This is a genomic window from Bradyrhizobium sp. 137 (assembly GCF_023074095.1).
GTDB lineage: Bacteria > Pseudomonadota > Alphaproteobacteria > Rhizobiales > Xanthobacteraceae > Bradyrhizobium.
This window is the reverse complement of the sequence record NZ_JADPKU010000003.1, coordinates 50,420-68,567: the sequence shown is the minus strand read 5'-3', so window position 1 is coordinate 68,567 and position 18,148 is coordinate 50,420. Positions and strand designations below refer to the sequence as shown.

General features: G+C 64.4%; 19 protein-coding genes and 1 pseudogene. 19 read left to right on the top strand and 1 reads right to left on the bottom strand.

Annotated features, from left to right (window positions below):
- Positions 1-23: 23 nt before the first annotated feature.
- The 11 genes from dapA (at position 24) to IVA78_RS00645 (ending at position 8,884) form a co-directional block, all read left to right on the top strand.
- Positions 24-932: a 4-hydroxy-tetrahydrodipicolinate synthase gene (gene dapA / locus IVA78_RS00695; RefSeq protein WP_247281426.1), complete on the top strand. Its 909-nt coding sequence runs from the start codon at positions 24-26 to the stop codon at positions 930-932.
- A gap of 14 nt (positions 933-946) precedes the next feature.
- On the top strand, positions 947-2,137 hold the full coding sequence (locus tag IVA78_RS00690; protein WP_247415298.1) for a CoA transferase: 1,191 nt from the start codon (positions 947-949) through the stop codon (positions 2,135-2,137).
- The gene (locus IVA78_RS00685; RefSeq protein ID WP_247281356.1) at positions 2,134-3,297 is read left to right on the top strand and encodes an acyl-CoA dehydrogenase family protein; all 1,164 of its coding nucleotides are present in this window, start codon (positions 2,134-2,136) and stop codon (positions 3,295-3,297) included. The genes IVA78_RS00690 and IVA78_RS00685 overlap by 4 nt, the downstream gene beginning before the upstream one ends.
- A gap of 11 nt (positions 3,298-3,308) precedes the next feature.
- Complete coding sequence (locus tag IVA78_RS00680) at positions 3,309-3,716, top strand: MaoC/PaaZ C-terminal domain-containing protein (protein WP_247298328.1); 408 nt, start codon at positions 3,309-3,311, stop codon at positions 3,714-3,716.
- A 3-nt stretch (positions 3,717-3,719) separates the two neighbouring features.
- Positions 3,720-4,151 (top strand): MaoC/PaaZ C-terminal domain-containing protein, encoded by a 432-nt coding sequence (locus tag IVA78_RS00675; protein ID WP_011086090.1) that lies wholly within the window; start codon positions 3,720-3,722, stop codon positions 4,149-4,151.
- Complete coding sequence (locus IVA78_RS00670) at positions 4,148-5,101, top strand: dihydrodipicolinate synthase family protein (protein WP_247281358.1); 954 nt, start codon at positions 4,148-4,150, stop codon at positions 5,099-5,101. The genes IVA78_RS00675 and IVA78_RS00670 overlap by 4 nt, the downstream gene beginning before the upstream one ends.
- Positions 5,102-5,112: 11 nt before the next feature.
- Positions 5,113-5,415: a DUF4286 family protein gene (locus IVA78_RS00665; protein WP_247281359.1), complete on the top strand. Its 303-nt coding sequence runs from the start codon at positions 5,113-5,115 to the stop codon at positions 5,413-5,415.
- A gap of 121 nt (positions 5,416-5,536) precedes the next feature.
- Positions 5,537-6,373 (top strand): ABC transporter substrate-binding protein, encoded by an 837-nt coding sequence (locus tag IVA78_RS00660; RefSeq protein WP_247281360.1) that lies wholly within the window; start codon positions 5,537-5,539, stop codon positions 6,371-6,373.
- A gap of 19 nt (positions 6,374-6,392) precedes the next feature.
- Complete coding sequence (locus tag IVA78_RS00655; protein ID WP_247281361.1) at positions 6,393-7,124, top strand: amino acid ABC transporter permease; 732 nt, start codon at positions 6,393-6,395, stop codon at positions 7,122-7,124.
- Entirely contained in the window at positions 7,121-7,927 is an 807-nt protein-coding gene (locus IVA78_RS00650; RefSeq protein ID WP_275974750.1) for an amino acid ABC transporter ATP-binding protein, read from the top strand. Before IVA78_RS00655 ends, IVA78_RS00650 begins: the two co-directional genes overlap by 4 nt.
- A gap of 18 nt (positions 7,928-7,945) precedes the next feature.
- Positions 7,946-8,884: a dihydrodipicolinate synthase family protein gene (locus IVA78_RS00645; RefSeq protein ID WP_247281362.1), complete on the top strand. Its 939-nt coding sequence runs from the start codon at positions 7,946-7,948 to the stop codon at positions 8,882-8,884.
- Between the two features lie 89 nt (positions 8,885-8,973).
- On the opposite strand, the gene IVA78_RS00640 is transcribed toward IVA78_RS00645, so the two are convergent.
- Entirely contained in the window at positions 8,974-9,861 is an 888-nt protein-coding gene (locus IVA78_RS00640; protein ID WP_247463682.1) for a LysR family transcriptional regulator, read from the bottom strand.
- A 156-nt stretch (positions 9,862-10,017) separates the two neighbouring features.
- Between IVA78_RS00640 and IVA78_RS00635 the strand changes: the two genes are divergently transcribed.
- From IVA78_RS00635 to IVA78_RS00600, 8 genes and pseudogenes are all read left to right on the top strand, one after another.
- Positions 10,018-10,974 carry an N-carbamoyl-D-amino-acid hydrolase gene (locus IVA78_RS00635; RefSeq protein WP_256464561.1) on the top strand — a complete coding sequence of 319 codons (957 nt, stop codon included), beginning with the start codon at positions 10,018-10,020 and terminating at the stop codon, positions 10,972-10,974.
- A 36-nt stretch (positions 10,975-11,010) separates the two neighbouring features.
- The gene (locus tag IVA78_RS00630; protein ID WP_247281364.1) at positions 11,011-11,835 is read left to right on the top strand and encodes an ABC transporter substrate-binding protein; all 825 of its coding nucleotides are present in this window, start codon (positions 11,011-11,013) and stop codon (positions 11,833-11,835) included.
- Positions 11,832-12,689: an amino acid ABC transporter permease gene (locus IVA78_RS00625; RefSeq protein ID WP_247281365.1), complete on the top strand. Its 858-nt coding sequence runs from the start codon at positions 11,832-11,834 to the stop codon at positions 12,687-12,689. The genes IVA78_RS00630 and IVA78_RS00625 overlap by 4 nt, the downstream gene beginning before the upstream one ends.
- Positions 12,686-13,450, top strand: coding sequence for an amino acid ABC transporter ATP-binding protein (locus IVA78_RS00620; RefSeq protein ID WP_247281366.1), 765 nt, complete (start codon positions 12,686-12,688; stop codon positions 13,448-13,450). Before IVA78_RS00625 ends, IVA78_RS00620 begins: the two co-directional genes overlap by 4 nt.
- A gap of 14 nt (positions 13,451-13,464) precedes the next feature.
- Positions 13,465-14,280 (top strand): ABC transporter substrate-binding protein, encoded by an 816-nt coding sequence (locus tag IVA78_RS00615; RefSeq protein WP_247281367.1) that lies wholly within the window; start codon positions 13,465-13,467, stop codon positions 14,278-14,280.
- Complete coding sequence (locus IVA78_RS00610) at positions 14,267-15,157, top strand: polysaccharide deacetylase (RefSeq protein WP_247281368.1); 891 nt, start codon at positions 14,267-14,269, stop codon at positions 15,155-15,157. Before IVA78_RS00615 ends, IVA78_RS00610 begins: the two co-directional genes overlap by 14 nt.
- Positions 15,158-15,177: 20 nt before the next feature.
- A pseudogene (locus tag IVA78_RS34185) lies at positions 15,178-16,760 on the top strand (ABC transporter substrate-binding protein).
- A complete protein-coding gene (locus IVA78_RS00600) occupies positions 16,757-18,130 on the top strand; it encodes an amidohydrolase family protein (RefSeq protein WP_247281370.1) in 1,374 nt (457 codons plus the stop codon). Before IVA78_RS34185 ends, IVA78_RS00600 begins: the two are co-directional and overlap by 4 nt.
- The last annotated feature ends 18 nt before the right edge of the window (positions 18,131-18,148 follow it).

Below are 18,148 nucleotides of genomic sequence, written 5' to 3'. Positions count from 1 at the left end.
CCACCCGAGTACCCGGCAGTTCCCTGATGAAGACGTTCCGCGGCACCTACACCGTCATGATCACTCCGTTCACGGCAGCGGGCGAGGTCGATGTCGCGGCATTGCGCGCCTTCGTCGACTGGCAGATCGTGGAGGGCATTCACGGGTTGATCCCGCTCGGCTCGACCGGCGAGTTCCTGTCCATGGACGATGACGAGAAGGCGCTGGTTGCCGAGGTCGTCATTCGCCAGGCGGCGGGGCGCGTCCCCGTGCTGATCGGCACCGGCGCGGAGGATACGCGTGAGGTGGTTCGCCTCAGTCGCCGTGCCGAAAAACTGGGCGCTGACGGCGTGATGATCATTCCGCCGTTCTATTCGACGCCGACCGACGACGAGTTGGTCCATCACTACAAGACGGTGGCCGACGCGATCGCGCTGCCGATCATGGTCTACAACAATCCGGCAACCGCAAATGTCGATCTCAAGCCGCAGCTCGTGGCGCGCATCGCCGAGATCGACAACTGTCTCTATATCAAGGATTCGACGCTGGAGGTGACGCGCGTGCGCGACATCATCCGCCTCTGCGGTGACAGGATGACGGTGTTCGGCGGCATCCTCGGCTTCGAATCCTTCGTCGAGGGCGCGCAAGGCTGGGTGGCTGTGGCCTCCAACGTGGTCCCCGCGGAGATGGCTCGCATCTTCAGCTTCGTCGCCGACCACGGCGCGATCAAGGAAGCGCGCGAGCTCTATCTCAAATACCTGCCGGTGATCGAATTCGTCGGCGGCCAGGCCTACGTCGCCGGCAGCAAGGCGCTGCTCGGCCACATGGGTTTTGCAGCCGGCCATCCGCGGCCGCCGCGGCTGCCGTTGCCGGCTGCGCAGGATGCGGCCGCACGCGCCCTGGTCAAGACCTTCGATCTCGCATGGCGCGGTGCGCCGGTTGCGGCTGCTTAAACTGAGGTGAACGGATGAACCTGCTCGACGGCGTCAAGATCCTCAGCTTCAATCATTATCTCGCAGGCCCGCTGGCGGCGCAGACGCTGGCCGATCTTGGCGCCGACGTCATCGCGGTCGAACCGATCGAGGGCGCCTTTCAGCGCAACTGGGCGGTCGCCAATCATTTCATTGCGGGTGACAGCGTCAATCATCTGGCGACCGGGCGCAACAAGCGCAGCCTCGCGGTCAATCTCAAGCATCCCGACGGCGTTGCGGCGGTGAAGAAGCTGGTCGCCACCGCCGATGTCGTGATGGAGAACTTTCGGCCGGGCACCATGGCCAAGCTCGGCCTCGGCTACGACACGCTCAAGGAGATCAACCCCGGCCTGATCTATGCGGTTGCCACCGGCTTCGGATCGGAGGGGCCGTACAAGGATCGTCCGGGCCAGGATCTTTTGCTTCAAGCGATGTCGGGTCTTGCGATGCGGACCGGACGCGCCGACGGCGAGCCGACGGCGGTCGGTGCCGTCATCGTCGATCAGCATGCCGCCTCGCTCTACGCCATGAGCATCCTCGCGGCGCTGTTCGCCCGGACGAAGATGGGCAAGGGACAGCTCGTCGAGGTCAACCTCTATCAGGCCGCACTGGATCTCCAGGTCGAGCCGCTGACGGCATGGCTAAACGGCGCGCCGTCGCCGACGCCGCGCGGCCCGGCCGGCATCGCGGCGTGGTTCAGCCCCGGGCCTTACGGCGTTCACGCCACGGGGGATGGTCATATGGCGATCTCGATGGCCACGCCCAAAGCGCTCGCGGTCGCGTTGGATAGCGAAGAGCTGAAGCAATTCGGCGAGGGCGACAGTTTCTCGAAGCGCGAGGAGATCACGCGGATCGTTGCTATCAGGCTGAAGCAGAAGCCGACGGCGGAATGGCTGCCCGCGCTGGAAGCCGCGGGCATCTGGCACGCGCCGGTGCAGGATTATCGCGACCTCGAGACCGATCCCCAGCTTAAGCATCTCGGCGTGTTCAAGAGTGCCGAGAGTGCAGGCGGCGCGCCGATCCGGATGATCGCACATCCCGCGCGCTATGACGGCCGGACGCCGGAGGTGCGGCTGGTGCCGCAACGGCTCGGTGCGCAGACCCGCGAAGTGCTCGGCGAGATCGGTTACGGCGCAGCCGACATTGATGCGATGATCGCCGGCAAGGCCGTGGGAGTGGCGCGATGATCGACTTTTCCGTGCCCGAGGAGACACGTCTCCTGGTCGACACCGTTCGCCGTTTCGTCGAGACGGAGGTGCAGCCGCTCGAAGACGTCGTGGAGCAGACGGCCAAAGTGCCGGCCGACGCGCTGGCGGTCACCAAGTCCAAGGCGCAGAAGCTCGGCCTTTACGCCATGAACATGCCGACGGATGTGGGCGGCGGCGGGCTAACTTGCGTCGAACATTGCCTGGTCGAGGAAGAGTTCGGCAAGACGTCCGACGCGCTGATCCGCCGTGTGTTCGGCCAGGTCTATCCGATGCTGATGGCCTGCAAGGGCGACCAGATCGAGCGCTACCTGCTGCCGACGGTGAAGGGCGACAAGATCTGCGCCATGGCGATCACGGAGCCTGGCGCCGGTTCCGACGCCGCCTCAATCAGCACGACCGCCCAGCCCGATGGCGACCAGTGGGTCCTCAACGGCACCAAGCATTTCATCAGCGACGGCGACATCGCCGACTATGTGATTCTGATGGCGCTGACCGACAAGGAGAAGCGTGCCCGCGGCGGCATCACCCTGTTCCTGGTCGATCGCGGCACACCGGGCTTCAAGGTGGCGCGCACCCAGCCGATGATGGGCCATCGCGGCTATGGCCATGCCGAACTGAGCTTCGAGGATTGCCGCATTCCGAAAGCGGCCGTGCTCGGCGAGGTCGGCGGCGGCTTCAAGCTGATCATGCAAAGCGTGCTGCAGATCCGGCTCGCCCATATCGGCGCCCGCGCTGTCGGCATGGCGCAGCGTGCGCTGGAGATGATGCGCAAGCATGCCGGCGAGCGGCGCCAGTTCGGCCAGCTGATCGGCGATTTCCAGATGGTGCAGAAGCTGATCGCGGATTCCGCCACCGAGATCTTCGGCGTGAAGATGATGGTGATGAACGCCGCCTGGGACATCGATCAGGGCAAGGATGCGCGAGACAAGGTCTCGATGATCAAGGTTGCGGCCTCCGAGATGCAGGGCCGCGTGGTCGACCGCGCCATCCAGGTGTTCGGCGGCATGGGGTTCAGCAAGGATTTGCCGCTGGAGCGGATGTATCGCGATGCCCGAGTCACCCGCATCTATGACGGCACCTCCGAGATTCACCGCATGCTGGTCGCGCGCAGCACCATCAAGAACGGCCTGCAGCTTTAGGGAAACGATCGATGTCCCACGCACCTCTTGAGCCCGGCGCTGCCTTCGCCTTCCGCAAGACCATGACCGTGGCCGAGCAGGCGATGTTCACCGGCATTAGCGGCAATCTCGGCGCTCTCTATGTCGATGCCGTCCGCGCCAAGAAAGCTGGCGCGTCGAATATGATCGCCTTCGAACTCGCGGTCGGAGGTCTCGCTACGACGTGCCTCAGCCAGCTCGGTGGTCCCACGCGGCGGATCGGCAGCATCGCGCTGAATTTTGCCGCGCCCGTGATCGTCGGCGACTCCGTCGAGGCCAGGGCCGAGATCGTTTCGGTTGACGGCGACGACGCGGTCTGTCGCGTCACCTGCACGCTGTCGCCCTCAGGTGCCACCGTGGTGGACGGCACCGCGACGCTGGTTCCCTTTGCCAGGGCCTAAGCCATGTACGAGCCGAAATCCTTCGACGATCTCAAGGTGAATGACAGGGTCAGCCTGAGCAAGACCATCACCGAGGCCGATGGCGCGCTCTATATCGCCGCGACCGGCGATTTCGGTCCCGTTCATGTCGATGAGGTCTATGCCGGCGCGACGCGCTTTGGCCGCAGGCTGGCGCCGGGGATCATGGTTGCGGGACTCTGCACTAGCATCCTCACCAGCGAGCTGGTCGGCACTATCGGCGTGTCGGTGGAGGACCGGTTCTGGTTCACCGGTCCCGTGTTCTACGGCGATACGCTCACCTTCGACGTCTGGATCGCCGAGCAGCACGACGAGACCCGCACCATCATCTGGGAAGCGAGCGCGCGCAACGAAGGTGGCCTCGAAGTGCTGAAGGCGCGCGCGAGCCTGAAATTTCCGCGGCGGAAACCGTCATGAGCAAGGCGATGAAGAAACCGGATTTGCGTGGCGTCACGGTCGCGACCGTGCTGCCCTTCAGGGACGACAGCTCGATCGACTGGGACGGCTATGCCCGCGTGCTGGACTATTGCGCCTGCCCTGACAGCATCGCGGCGGTGTTCGTCAATGGACATGCCGGCGAGGGTGGATCGCTCTCGGATGACGAGCGTCAGGCGGTGATCGAGCGGACGCGCCGGCAGATCGGCGGCAAGCCGCTATTGGCCGGCATCATCGCGCATTCCACCGCGGAAGTGATCCATCAGGCACAGCTCGCGGAGGCTGCCGGTGCCGACTGCGCGGTGTTGTTCCCGCCCGCACCGCTCGGCGGCGGAGCGTCGGCGACCTCGCGCGCGCCAATGGCTTTCGTGCAGGCGGTCGCCTCCGCGATCGGAATTCCCGTGTCGATCTTCCAGTATCCGCTCGCATCGGGATTTGGCTACTCGCCGGAGACCTTGGCCAAGATCGCCGCGCTCGACAGGGTCATCGCCATTAAGGAGGGCAGCGACACCATGCTGGCCTATGACGAGAACCGGCGGGCGGTGAAGCTGGCCGATCCATCCGTGGCGATCCTGCCGTCGAACTTCAACTGGTTCCTGCCGCAGCTCGCCGTCGGCGGCGACGGCATTCTCTCCGGCCTCGTCAGCCTCGCGCCGCATCTGTTCGCAGCGCTCTGGCAGGCCTCGCTCGCCGACGACCTCAAGGCGATGCGCGCCGTCAACGAGCGGCTCTATCCGATCGTCCGCGCCATTTACGGGCCTGCGCCGATCATGGACATGCACACGCGCATGAAGGTCGGGCTCAAGGCGCTCGGCCTGATCCGCAATGCCGATCCGCGGCCGCCGCTGCTGCCGGTTCTACCTGCGCTGTGCGATGCCATTGTAACGACGGTCGGTGTGGCGCGCGCAGCCGGCGACATCCGTCCGGCATGAGGAACGAGACGATGCTGGACGAAGCCTTCATCCATATCGTGCGGGTCGACATCGACCCCGAGCACGAGGCTGCGTTCAACGCCTGGTACGAGCAGAGGCATTTCCCCGATCTGCTCGCCTGTCCCGGCTGGCTCTCGGCAAAGCGCTTCGTCTCCATCGGCGACGGGCCGAAATACGCCGCGATGTACGAAGTCGCGGGGCGATGGGCATTCGAGACGCCGGAATTCCTGAGGGTAAAGGGCTTCGGTCCGTTCGAATCCCTGGTGAAGAACTTCATGCGCATCCAGCTCAGGCCGATGTCGGGACCGGCTTGAGCAGATCGAAGACGACGCTGCCTGCCGTGTCGCGAGATCCGGCCGGCCGCATCCAAGAAACGTCGAGGGGAATTCCGGGCGAGGAACTGCATCAGTTATTGGCGTGTTACTGGAGGTATCCATGGTCTCGACACTGCTTCGCTTGGGTGCTGTTGCCGCACTCGTTCTCGCATCCACGGCGGTGCATGCCGCCTGTACGCCCACAATCACCGACGACAATCTGATCGCGCCCGGCAAGTTGCAGCTCTCCATCAACCCGACCAATCCGCCGCAGCAATTCGTCGACAAGGACGGCCAGCTGCAGGGCCTCAACGTCGAGCTCGCCGCCGAGCTCGGCAAGCGGTTGTGTCTTCCGGTCGAACTCGTCCGGATGGATTTTCCGGCAATGATTCCCGCCCTCAACGCGACCCGCATCGACGGCATCGATACCGGGATGTTCTGGACCGAGGAGCGTTCCAAGCTGATGTACATGGTGCCTTACGCGATCCAGGCGATCTCTGTCGTGGTGGCCCCCGACAGCGGCACAAAAATTGCTACCGAAAATGATCTGATCGGAAAATCATCCGCCGTCGAGGTCAGCAGTTACCAGATGAACTGGCTCAAGAAGCTCAGCGATGCCAGCGTGGCGAAAGGCGGAGCCGCCGTCGAGATGCGGACGTTTCCCACTGCCACCAACGTCGTCAGCGCGCTGCTGGCGGGACAGGTCGACAACGCCTTGCTCGTGGATAGCGTGGCGCGCGATCTCACCAGCCGGGGCCGCGTCAAGGAAGTGCTGAGCGGGCTCGGCACCGCGCGCACGACGCTCGGCTTCCGTAACAAGATGGTGGTCGATGCCGTCGTCAAGGCGCTGAACGCTATGCGGGCCGATGGCAGCTACCAGGCGCTGTTCGACAAGTTCGGCCTGACCAGCATGCCGGCCGACCAGCCGCTTGCGATCGCCGGCCCGGGTCCGGCCTGAGATCTACGGAGACGAGCCGATGAGCCATTTCAGTCCGACGGCCGCCGTCAGCTACTTCTTCAATTACTTCCTGATGAAGGGAGTGCTCGTTACCATCGGCTTGACGGTGGCGGCGGTCGTCGGCGGCTTGATCCTCGGCATGGGCGTCGCGTTGCTGCGCATGTCGTCCAATCCGGCGCTCGCGGGCGCTGCGCGCTTCTACATCTGGTTCTTCCGCGGCACGCCGCTGCTGATCCAGCTGGTGGTGATCTACAGCGGCTTGCCGCAGCTGGGCATCAAGTTCAGCGTGATCACCTGCGCACTCGTCGGCCTGATCCTCAATGAGGCGGCCTATCTCGCCGAGATCGTGCGCAGCGGCTTCATGGCGGTGTCGGCAGGACAGCGCGAGGCCGCCTGGGCGCTCAGCCTGTCGCCCTGGGTCACGTTCCGCCGCGTGACCTTGCCGCAGGCGTTCCGGTTGATGATCCCGCCGCTCGGCAACTCCATCAACTCGCTACTGAAGGCGACCTCGCTCGCCTCCGTGATCTCGGTGGAAGAGCTCATGCGCCGCAGCGACATGCTGATGCAGGAGCATTTCCAAATCCTCGAAGTCTATGCGGCGGCAACCGCCTATTACCTGATCCTCACCTCGGTCTGGGATGCGATTCAACGCCGGCTGGAGAAGCACTTTGGTCGGTCGAGTGCTGCGAAGTCGAGGCGCCTCGACGCGAGGGGGCCGGTTGTGCAGGCGAGCGTGGAGGCTCGCGCATGAGCGAGACATCGATGAATACCGCTATGGGGAGCGGCGTCGAAGGTGCAACAGCGCAACCGCAGCTCCGTGAGGTGCCTGCGGTCCGGATGGAGGCCGTCTACAAGCACTATGGCGACTTCACCGCGTTGAATGAGGTCGATCTCAAGGTCGCCAAAGGCGAGAAGATCGTGATCTGCGGTCCGTCCGGCTCGGGCAAGTCGACGCTCATCCGCTGCATCAATCACATCGAGAAGCACGACGAGGGCCTGATCTACGTCAACGGCGTCGAGCTCGATCGCCAGCGCAAAAACATCGATGTGGTCAGGCGCGACACCGGCATGGTGTTCCAGAGCTTCAACCTGTTCCCGCACATGACGGTGCTGGAGAATTGCATCCTGGCGCCGATGACCGTGAATGGCATGTCGGAAGCGGAGGCAAAGAACCTTGCCATGCATTTCCTCACCAAGGTCCGGATTCCGGACCAGGCCGAGAAATTCCCCGGCCAGCTGTCGGGCGGCCAGCAGCAGCGTGTCGCCATCGCACGCGCGCTGTGCATGCGTCCCAAGATCATGCTGTTCGACGAGCCGACCTCGGCGCTCGACCCTGAGATGGTCAAGGAAGTCCTGGAGACCATGAAAAAGCTCGCGGAGGAGGGCATGACCATGCTGTGCGTGACGCACGAGATGGGCTTTGCCCGCGAGGTCGCCGACCGCATCGTGTTCATGAACGAGGGCAAGGTCGTGGAGCAGGCTGCGCCGGTGGACTTCTTCAACCATCCGAAATCCGAGCGGGCGAAGACGTTCCTCGACCAGATCATTCACTAGACGGCGATGTCCGGCGGGATGACAATTTCGCGGTCGTTCGCAGATCGGCTGCGCGGCATTCATGCTGCGACGATCGTGCCGATGACGCCCGATTTCGAGATCGATGAGGCAAAGCTCGCCGCGCATCTCGCCTCGGTCGCGTCCACGCCCGGCATCAATGGACTCCTGGTCAACGGCCACGCCGGCGAGAATTTCGTGCTGTCCCTCGCTGAAAAGCAGCGCGTGGTGGAGCTGGCGAGCGAGCACGCTCCGAAGGACTGCCTGATCGTCTCTGGCGTCAATCATGAATCCAGCCCGGAGGCTGCGCGAGAGGCAGCCACGCTGGAGCAGGCGGGTGCGGACGGTCTGCTGGTTTTTCCGCCCAATAGCTGGGCGCTCGGTCACGCCGACGGCTGTGTTATCGAACATCACCGCCATATCCGCGATGCCACGACCGTGCCGCTGATGCTCTACGCCGCGCCGGTCGGTGCGGGTGCGATGACCTATGCATCGCCGCTGCTCGAGCAGCTCGTCGCCGATCCTCGCTTCGTCGCGATCAAGGAGGGCAGCTGGGAGGTCGCTGCCTACGAACAGAATCTGAGGCTGATCCGCAAGCTGCGGTCGGACTTCGTCGTGCTCGGCTCGGGAGATGAGCACCTGCTGACGAGTTATCTCGTCGGCTCGGCCGGCAGCCAAGTCAGTCTCGCCTGTGTCGTTCCGGAACTAGTGGTCAGCCTCTGGATTGCGGCGGAGGCTGGCGATTGGCCGCGGGCTCGCGCAGTGCACGAGAAGCTGTATCCCCTGGCAGGTGCGATCTACCGCGATCCGCCCGGAGGACGGGCAACGGTGCGGCTCAAAGCCTGCCTGAAGCTGCTCGGACGTCTGTCATGCGACGCGGTGCGGCCGCCGCAGCCGCCGGCGACGCCGGATGAGTTGCGGGCACTCGACCTTGCCTTGCGGATCGCCGGACACGGATGATGGCGGTACGTCAGAACGATTTCGCGCGTAGTCGGGCGGCCTGACCAGGTGCGACGTCGGCTTGTGCAGTCAGCAGTAAGATGCCCTCATCATTCAAGCTGCCGGCTTGCTCGGCGGACTTCATCGAGGAACACTCTTGCAAGACGCGAGATCGGCTCCGCTTCCGACCACAGCATGTATGCCAGCGCAGGTGTCTTGGGAAGGAAGGGGCGTATGACCAGCTCTTGATTTCCAGCCTGGTGCGGCGAGAATGGATCCACCACCGCCGCGCCGATGCCTGCCGCGGCGAGCACGCAGGCGGTGTTGCAGTATCGCACCTCGACGGTCGGCTGGAATGAAGCGCCGGCCGAAGCAAAACTCGCGCGCACGGCCTCACCCAACTGTGTTCCACGCTCGAGCCCGATGAAGGGTAGATCGACGAGATCGGACGCGGTGATCACCGCGCGGTCCGCCAGCGGATGCTGCGGCGGCATGACGCAGGCCATCTCGCCGGCGCGGACCACTTCATGCGCGATGCCTGGATGATGCGAGAAGCCGAGCACGAAGCCGAGCTCGGCGACCCGGCTCAGCAGTCCGTCGATGATGCCCTCATAGCGGCGTACGTCGAAGAACATCCGCGTCTGCGGTCGCCGACGCAGGAAGACCGACAATGCGGGCGGGATGATGCTGTAGGCCAGCGGCGGCGTTGCGACGATCGACAGATGCCCAGTGCGACATTCCCTGAGGTCACGGACGCGGTTTTCCAGCTTGGCATGCAGCGCAAAAATCGTCTCGCTTTCCTTGTAGAGCGCCATCGCCTCCGCGGTCGGAAACAGGCGGTTGTTGACGCGCTCGAACAAGGCGAAGCCCGCCTGCGTCTCCATTGCCTTCAGCGCGTTGCTGATCGCTGGCTGTGAGAGCGACAGCTCCTCGGCTGCTGCGACCGTTGTCCGGTGTCGAACGACCGCACGCATAATTTCGAGTTGACGCAGGTTCATCTATTCGTGCCCGTTATAGTCTGGCCGAAAATATCATAGCACGAGTGATTGCCAATGCTGTCCAGCTTTCTTGTAATGCACTGCGGAAAGTGTGCTGCCGAACGTAAAATCGGTTCGCCTAACGAGGCAGCAGTCCGCTAGATTTGGAGGCAATGTTTGACCCGCGTCCTTCGTGCTGCCGCCGCCCAGATGGGGCCGACGCAAAGAGCAGACACCCGCGCGCATACGCTCGATCGCATGTTGAAACTGTTGGATGCGGCGGCTGAACAAGGCGCGCGCCTCGTGGTGTTTCCCGAACTGGCCTTCACGACGTTCTTTCCGCGCTGGCTGCTCGAAGGCGATGGGCTCGATCAGTATTTCGAGCGCGGCATGCCGAACCCGGCTGTCCAAGCGCTGTTCGACCGCGCCCGCGCGCTCGGCGTCGGCTTCTATGTCGGCTATGCCGAGCTGACAGCAGATGGCCGGCGCTACAATTGCGCGATCCTGGTCGACGACGTCGGCGAGATCATCGGCCGCTATCGCAAGGTGCATCTGCCGGGCTCGGTCGAGCCGCGGGCGGGCGCGCGCTATCAGCAACTCGAGAAACGCTATTTCGAGTATGGCGATCTCGGCTTTCCGGCCTTCCGCACGGGTTCGGCGTGGGGACACGCGATCATGGGCATGATGATCTGCAATGATCGCCGCTGGCCGGAATCCTGGCGGATGCTCGGCCTGCAGGGCGTTGAGCTCGTGTGCATCGGCTACAACTCCGCGGCCTACGATCCGAACGGCGGGACCAGCGAGGATGCCGCGCTGCGCACCTTCCATTCGACGCTCGTCGCACAGGCCAACGCCTACATGAACGCGACCTGGGCGATTGCGGTGGCGAAGGCGGGCGACGAGGATGGCTCCGGCCTGATCGGCGGCTCCTGCATCGTCGATCCGAATGGCAGGATCGTTGCACAGGCGAAGACCCTCGCCGACGAAGTCATCGTCGCCGACATCGATCTCGATCTCTGCCGTCAGGGCAAGGACAAGATGTTCAATTTTGCGGCCCACCGGCGGCCCGAGCAATACCGGGCGATCACCGAACGCGCCGGCGTCATCGAGCCGGCGCTTCTCGACATGGACTAATACGCGGCCGGTTGCAGCGTTGGCAAAGGAGCTGACATGATACGCCTCTCGCTTTTCCTCGGGCTCGCCGCATTCGCTGCTGCGGCCGTCGCCTCGGCAGCCGAACTGCCAGCAGAGATCAAGCAGGCCGGTACGCTGAAACTGACTGTTAATTCGACCTACGCGCCGATGGAGTATCGCGATCCCGCAACCAACGAGCTGGTCGGGCTCGATATCGATCTCGCCAACGAGCTTGCCAGGCGGCTTGGCGTGAAGATCGTCTGGAGCGAGACGCCGTTCGCCGAGCTCATTCCGTCGCTGCAGACCAAGCGCGCCGATTTCATCATCAGCGGCATTTCCGACCGCGCCTCACGGCGCGAGACCGCCGACTTCATCGACTATCTGACCACCGGACCGCAGTTCTTCGTGCTGGCCGACCATGAGGCGACCGCCGCCACCGACCTCTGCGGCAAGAAGGTCGGCACCACCCGCAGCACCAGCTTCCCGATCGAGATCGAGAAATGGAGCAAGCAGAATTGCGAGACCGCCGGCAAGCCGGCCATTCAGTATGTTCCGGGCGAGAACTCGATCGACGTGCGCAACCAGCTCAAGCAGGGCCGCATCGACGCTGCAGTTCAGGGCGGCGAGACGCTGCCCTTTGCGCAGGCGCAGGAGGCTGGCAAATACCGTGTCGTCGGCGAGCCCTTTGCAATCGGCTATCAGGGCATCATGTTCCGCAAGGACGATGTCGCACTGCGCGAAGTGGTGACGGAGCATCTGGCGGCGATGATCGCCGACGGCTCCTACAAGAAGATCCTCGAGAAATTCGGTTTGGGCGCGAACGCGGTTTCCAAGCCCTTGATGAATGCGGCGCCGCAATGAGGGCGGCGCCGACGCTGGCGGAAGGCTTTCCTGATCTCTCGCAGATGCAGATCGCGCGGGAGATCCACTGGCGGCGGTGGCTGGCTGCGGCCGCGATCGTCGTTGTGCTTGCGGCGATCGCTCGCGCCTTTGCCAATGGCCAGATCGAATGGTCCTATGTCAGCCGCTTCCTGACCGCGAAGGTGATCCTCCAGGGCATCGTCAACACCATGGTGATGGCGGTACTCGCGATGGCACTCGGCATCGTCCTCGGCGCGGTCGCGGCGATCATGCGGCTGTCACCCAATCCGGTGCTGAAGTCGGTTGCTGCAGGTTACACTTGGCTGTTCCGCGGCACGCCGCTGATCCTGCAACTCCTCCTGTGGTTCAACCTCGCGCTGGTGTTTCCGACCATCGGTATTCCCGGCCTGTGGACGGCGCGGGCCGTTGACGTCATGACGCCGTTCCTCGCAGCGCTGCTCGGGCTCGGCATCAACCAGGGTGCCTATACGTCGGAAGTGATGCGCGCCGGCATGCTGTCGGTCGACGCCGGGCAGTATGAGGCGGCGCAGGCGATCGGCCTGGGGCGGCTGCGGGCGCTGCGGCGGATTATCCTGCCTCAGGCGATGCGGGTGGTGATTCCACCGCTCGGCAACGAGTTCATCGGCATGGTGAAGGCGACCTCGCTCGCCAGCGTGATCCAGTATCCCGAGGTGCTGCACAACGCCGAGAATATCTACTATGCGAATTCGCGCGTCATCGAGCTTCTGATCGTCGCCGGCTGCTGGTATCTGCTGGTGGTATCGATCCTGACGCCTCTGCAGATGCTGCTCGAGCGCCATTTTGCGCGTGGAACGGCACGGATCAACCGATGACGAAACCGCTCGTCGCGATCCGCTCCGTCAGCAAGGCCTTTGGAGAGTTCCAGGCTCTCAGGAATGTCTCGCTCGACGTGTGGCCCGGCGAGGTTCTGTGTCTGATCGGTGCGTCAGGTTCTGGCAAGACAACGCTGCTTCGCTGCATCAACCAGCTTACCGTGATCGACAGCGGTGGTATCTGGCTGGATGGCGAGATGCTGGGCGTCCGCGAGGAGGGCGGCAAGCTGCGCCGCCTCACCGACCGGCAGATCGCGCGGCAGCGGCTGAAAACCGGCATGGTGTTCCAGCGCTTCAACCTGTTTCCGCACAAGACTGCGCTGGAGAACATCACGGAAGGACCGGTGCAGGTGCAGGGCCGCAACCCGGGCGAGGTGCGCGCCGAGGCAATCGAGCTCCTGCGGCGCGTCGGGCTTGCGACGAAAGCGGACTCCTATCCGTCGCAGCTTTCGGGCGGCCAGCAGCAGCGCGTGGCGATCGCCCGGGCGCTGGCGATGAAGCCGATGCTAATGCTGTTCGACGAGCCGACCAGCGCGCTCGATCCCGAGCTTGTGGGCGAGGTGCTGGCTGTCATGAAGGAGCTCGCGCAGAGCGGCATGACCATGATGGTGGTGACGCACGAGCTTGGCTTTGCCCGCGAGGTCGCTGATCGCGTCGTCTACATGGATCATGGCGCGATTGTGGAATCCGGGCGCGCCGCCGACGTTCTCGGGGCGCCGCGCGAGGCACGTACGCGGGCATTTCTGGCGGCAGTGATTTGATGGGGGCACTTTTGATGATCAGGCTGGTTGTTGCGGGCTTAGTTGGATTGATCATGGCCGGACCGGTCTTTGCGATCGAGCTGCCTGCGGAGATCACGAAACGGGGCACTATCAAGGTCGCAATCGTGCCGAACTATCCGCCGATGGAGTTCCGCGATCCCGTCACCAACGCGCTGGCCGGGTTCGACATCGACCTGGGCGAGGCGCTTGGCCGCAAGCTCGGCATCAAGCTGGAGTGGGAGGAGACCAGTTTTGCGCAGTTCATGCCGTCGATCTCGTCGGGGCGGGTGGACGCGATCCTGTCCGGCTTCACCGATTATGCCACGCGTCATGAGGCGGCAAGCTTCGTCGATTATCTGCGCAGCGGCCCGCAGTTCTTTGTGCAGCAATCCCGTGCAGCCGAGTTCAAGGACATGGCGGCGCTGTGTGGCAAGAAGGTCGGCGCCAGCCGCCGCACCATGTTCCCGGACCAGATCGCGGCGTGGAGCACGGCGCATTGCGGCGGCAATGCGATCGTGGTCGTCGGCACCGAAGGCTCCGCTGACGCGCGCACGCAGTTGAAGCAGGGTCGGATCGACGCGGCCGTCCAGGGCAGCGAGACGCTGCTCTACATCATGGACCAGGAGCCCGGCGCCTATGCGCCCGTCGGGCAGGCGATCGCGGCGCAGTTCACCGGGATCGCCTTGCCGGTCAAGGAGAAGGCGTTGCAGCAGGCCTTTGTGGAAGCGCTGGACGCGCTGATCGCCGACGGCACCTACCGCAGCCTGCTTGTGAAGTGGAAACTGAACGACAACGGCGTAGAGAAGGCGACCATCAATGCTGGACAGTAAGGCACTCCAGAGCATCCCGCTCGTCCCGGCGAACACCGCGGACCCGGCACCGAATTATCCCTGGCCGAAGCCTTGGGGGTCGGCGATGTTCCTGTCGTTCGATGTCGACGCTGAGAGCGCCTGGACCAGCAAGGACGCCGTGCACGCCCAGCGCCTGATCACCATGAGCTATGGCGGCTATGAGGCGCGGGTCGGCACACCGAAGTTGCTGGAGCTGCTCGATCAACTCGACCTGAAGGCGACGTTCTTCGTCACCGGCTGGTCGGTCGATGCGCATCCGGCAATGGCCGAATCCATCCTCAAGGCCGGTCATGAGATCGGCCACCACGGCTATCACCATCTGCTGCCCGACCCCGGAGATCCCTGGATCGAGGACGAGCTGGAGCGGGGCTTTGAAGCGCTGAAGCGGCGGCTCGGCGTCAAGCCGATCGGCTACCGCGCGCCCTATGGTGAGTTCACCGAGGAGCTGCGCACGGCGCTGGTACGCCATGGCATCGTCTATACGTCCTCGTTCCGCGATGACGTCCGGCCCTATCGCCACCGCCTCGCCGACGGCAACCCGGGCACGATCGAGCTTCCGGTCACGGCGAGCTATGATGACTGGATGCACGGCCTCTCGGCACGCTTCAGCCCGCGCTCGATCTTTCCGAAGGAGCATGTGCTCTCGATCTGGAAGGACGAACTCGACGAGGTCCGCGATTGGGGCGCGATGGTGACGACCGTGCTGCATCCGCAGTGCAGCGGCCGTCCGATGCGGCTGCGCCTGCTGCGCGAGTTTCTCACCTACGCCAAATCCTGCGCGGACGTGTGGATCACGACCGGGGAGGCGATCGCAGGCAACTTCCAGAAGCATGAAGCCGCGGGTCAGTCGCGCTGATGAGCATGGGCGCGTCTTCGATGCAGTTCTCCCGCCGCTCGCTGCTTCGCGCGGCCGCGATGGCGCCTGCCTTTTCCTTGCCGGGCATCGTGCGCGCGCAATCGCAAACCACGCTGCGCTTCATCCCGGTGATCGATCTGGCTTTCCTCGATCCGATCTATTCCACCGCGCAGGTGTCGCGCAACCACGGCTTCATGGTCTACGACACGCTCTATGGCATGAATGCGGCGCTGGAAGTCTCGCCGCAGATGGTGTCGGGCCATGTCGTCTCCAGTGACGCCAAGCAGTGGGACCTGACGCTGCGCGACGGGCTTTTCTGGCATGACGGCGAGCGGGTGCTGGCGCGTGACTGCGTCGCCAGCATTCGCCGCTGGGCCTCGCGCGACGGGTTCGGCGGCGAAGTGATGGCGGCGACAGAGGAACTGTCCGCGCCCGATGACCGCACCATCCGTTTTCGTTTGCGTCGGCCGTTTCCGCTGCTGCCACAGGCACTCGGCAAGGCCGCGGTGCATGCCGCGTTCATGATGCCCGAGCGGTTTGCGAACCAGGATCCGCTCAAGCCGATCACCGAAGTGATCGGCAGCGGACCGTTTCGTTTCATCGCGGATGAGCGCGTGCCGGGCGTGCGCAATGCCTATGCAAGATTCGAGCGCTATCAACCGCGCCAGGACGGCAAGCCCGACTGGACCGCCGGTCCCAAGATCGTGCATTACGATCGCGTGGTGTGGACGACGACGCCGGATCCGGGGACTGCCGTCGCAGCACTGCAGACCGGCGAGCAGGATTGGCAGGAAACCACGCCGCACGATCTGCTGCCGGTGCTGAAGCAGTCCGACGAGGTCGAGACGCGTGTGCTCGATCCCCGCGGCTATGCCTGCATGCTTCGCGTCAATCATCTGCAGCCGCCGTTCGACAATCCGGCGATCCGCCGTGCGCTGCTGGGCGCGATCGACCAGGCCGACTTCATGACCGCCGTCGCAGGCGTCGATCCGGCCTACCAGCTTTCGCCGATTGGCTATTTCGCCCCGGGAACGCCGATGGCCAATGACGTCGGCCTCGACGTCTTCCGCGGTCCGCGCGACATGGCTAAGGTGAAGGCCGAACTGGCTGCCGCCGGCTACAATGGCGAAAAGGTTGTGCTGCTGTCGCCGAGCAATTCGGCCGCGCAAAAGCCGCTTGGCCAGGTCGCCGCCGACATGCTGCGGAGAGCCGGGATGAACGTCGAACACCACGCGCTCGACTTTGCCGTCGTGCTGCAGCGCCAGTTGAAAAAGGACCCGATCGACAAGGGCGGCTGGAGTGCTGCGGTCGGCAACTGGCAGGGGATAGACTGGCTCAATCCGGCCGGCAACACCAATCTGCGCGGCGAAGGCAAGGTCGCCGGATGGTATAGCAGCGAGGAGATGGGCGGCCTGCGCAGCCAGTGGTTGGCCGCGTCCTCGCTGGAGGAGCAGCAGCGGATCTGCCACGATATCCAGGCGCTGGCGTTCGAGGAGATCCCGTACTTCCGATCGGCCTGTACAAGCAACCGACCGCCTACCGCAAGAGCATCACCGGCATCCTCGACGGCACTGCGGTCTTCTGGAACGTGCGTCCATCATGAGCAGCATCGCGATCTTCGGCAGCTACGTTCTCTCTCGCCGCGACGGCGCGCAGGATGTGCTGCGCGATCACTGGGTGCTGATCGAAGGCAAGACGATCGCCGCGATCAGCAAGGACCGGCCATCCGCCGCCGAGGTCCGTGACCGTCCTGGACGTTTCATCCTGCCGGGCTTGATGAACCTGCATAATCATTGCTTCAGCGAGGCGGTAGCGCGCAGCCACACCGAGGACGGCAACGGCCGGCGCAACAATCAGAGCATCGTCTATACGGTGCTGCTGCCGCTGACCAAGCGCGGAGCCGACCTGCTCTCGCCTGAAGAGCGCCTTGCGGTGGCCCGGCTCGGCATCCTGCAACTGCTGAAGGGCGGCGCGACCACGGTGATGGAGCCGTTCCGCAACACGATTCCCGAGATGTTCGACGCCGCCGAGGAGATGGGCATCCGCTTCTACGGCGCGCCCTATCTGTTCTCGACGTCAGACGCCAAGGCTGGCCCGGACGGTGTTGTCAGGTACGCCGGCGACGATGGTGCGGCCGATCTCGCCACTTGGAACGCGCTCTATCAGCGTTGGAACGGTTGTGGCGGGGGCCGGATTGGCCTCGCGATGAGTCCGCATGCGACCGATACCTGCGGCCCGGATCTGCTCAAGGTGTGCGCGGAGCGCGCCCGCGAGCTCGGTGTGCCCATCACGACCCATCTGGCGCAAAGCCGGGCCGAGGTCGAAACCATCGGCAAGCGCTACGACGGCCGCACGCCGGCCGAATATCTCGACTGGCTCGGCCTGCTGGCGCCCGATCTGCTCGCAGCGCACTGCATCGCAAGCTCCGACAGGGATCTGAAGCTGATGGCGGCGCGCGGCGCGGCGGTGCTGAACTGCCCGCGGGTGTTCGCCCGATCCGGCGTGACCGCCGCATTCGGCCGGTTTGCCGAGCATGGCGTGCGGACGGTAGTCGGCACCGACGGCTACAACATGGACCTGCTCGGCGAGCTGAATGCGGCGTCGATGATCTCGAAGCTCGCGCTGCAGCGCGCCGAGGTCGCGAGCGCGCCCGACCTGATCGAATCGGTGACGGTGACCGCAGCTGCGCTGGTGAAGCGCCCTGATCTCGGCACGATCGCGCCCGGCGCGACGGCCGACCTGACCGTGATCGACATGACCCATCCGCATCTGCAGCCGCTGTTCGATCCGCGTCGTGCGCTGATCGCGCTCGGTAACCGCGCCAATATCGATCAGGTCATCGTCGATGGCCGTGTGCTGATTGACGCCGGCCGCTATGTTCACGGCGACGAGGCTGCAATCACCGCGGCAGGGGCTGTTGCAATTGGCAAGATCTGGGATTTGCCGGAAGCGCAGGCCGCGTTCGCCGGCTGAGTTTGCAAGGAGAACAAC

What these genes read in the sequence shown, in the direction of transcription:
- IVA78_RS00655 (WP_247281361.1), top strand. Translation starts at nt 6,393, where the DNA reads ATGAGCCATTTCAGTCCGACGGCCGCCGTCAGCTACTTCTTCAATTAC.
- IVA78_RS00620 (WP_247281366.1), top strand. Translation starts at nt 12,686, where the DNA reads ATGACGAAACCGCTCGTCGCGATCCGCTCCGTCAGCAAGGCCTTTGGA.
- IVA78_RS00690 (WP_247415298.1), top strand. Translation starts at nt 947, where the DNA reads ATGAACCTGCTCGACGGCGTCAAGATCCTCAGCTTCAATCATTATCTC.
- IVA78_RS00665 (WP_247281359.1), top strand. Translation starts at nt 5,113, where the DNA reads ATGCTGGACGAAGCCTTCATCCATATCGTGCGGGTCGACATCGACCCC.
- IVA78_RS00625 (WP_247281365.1), top strand. Translation starts at nt 11,832, where the DNA reads ATGAGGGCGGCGCCGACGCTGGCGGAAGGCTTTCCTGATCTCTCGCAG.
- IVA78_RS00610 (WP_247281368.1), top strand. Translation starts at nt 14,267, where the DNA reads ATGCTGGACAGTAAGGCACTCCAGAGCATCCCGCTCGTCCCGGCGAAC.
- IVA78_RS00680 (WP_247298328.1), top strand. Translation starts at nt 3,309, where the DNA reads ATGTCCCACGCACCTCTTGAGCCCGGCGCTGCCTTCGCCTTCCGCAAG.
- IVA78_RS00615 (WP_247281367.1), top strand. Translation starts at nt 13,465, where the DNA reads ATGATCAGGCTGGTTGTTGCGGGCTTAGTTGGATTGATCATGGCCGGA.
- IVA78_RS00645 (WP_247281362.1), top strand. Translation starts at nt 7,946, where the DNA reads ATGACAATTTCGCGGTCGTTCGCAGATCGGCTGCGCGGCATTCATGCT.
- IVA78_RS00640 (WP_247463682.1), bottom strand. Translation starts at nt 9,861, where the DNA reads ATGAACCTGCGTCAACTCGAAATTATGCGTGCGGTCGTTCGACACCGG.
- IVA78_RS00675 (WP_011086090.1), top strand. Translation starts at nt 3,720, where the DNA reads ATGTACGAGCCGAAATCCTTCGACGATCTCAAGGTGAATGACAGGGTC.
- IVA78_RS00670 (WP_247281358.1), top strand. Translation starts at nt 4,148, where the DNA reads ATGAGCAAGGCGATGAAGAAACCGGATTTGCGTGGCGTCACGGTCGCG.
- IVA78_RS00600 (WP_247281370.1), top strand. Translation starts at nt 16,757, where the DNA reads ATGAGCAGCATCGCGATCTTCGGCAGCTACGTTCTCTCTCGCCGCGAC.
- IVA78_RS00660 (WP_247281360.1), top strand. Translation starts at nt 5,537, where the DNA reads ATGGTCTCGACACTGCTTCGCTTGGGTGCTGTTGCCGCACTCGTTCTC.
- IVA78_RS00650 (WP_275974750.1), top strand. Translation starts at nt 7,121, where the DNA reads ATGAGCGAGACATCGATGAATACCGCTATGGGGAGCGGCGTCGAAGGT.
- IVA78_RS00630 (WP_247281364.1), top strand. Translation starts at nt 11,011, where the DNA reads ATGATACGCCTCTCGCTTTTCCTCGGGCTCGCCGCATTCGCTGCTGCG.
- IVA78_RS00685 (WP_247281356.1), top strand. Translation starts at nt 2,134, where the DNA reads ATGATCGACTTTTCCGTGCCCGAGGAGACACGTCTCCTGGTCGACACC.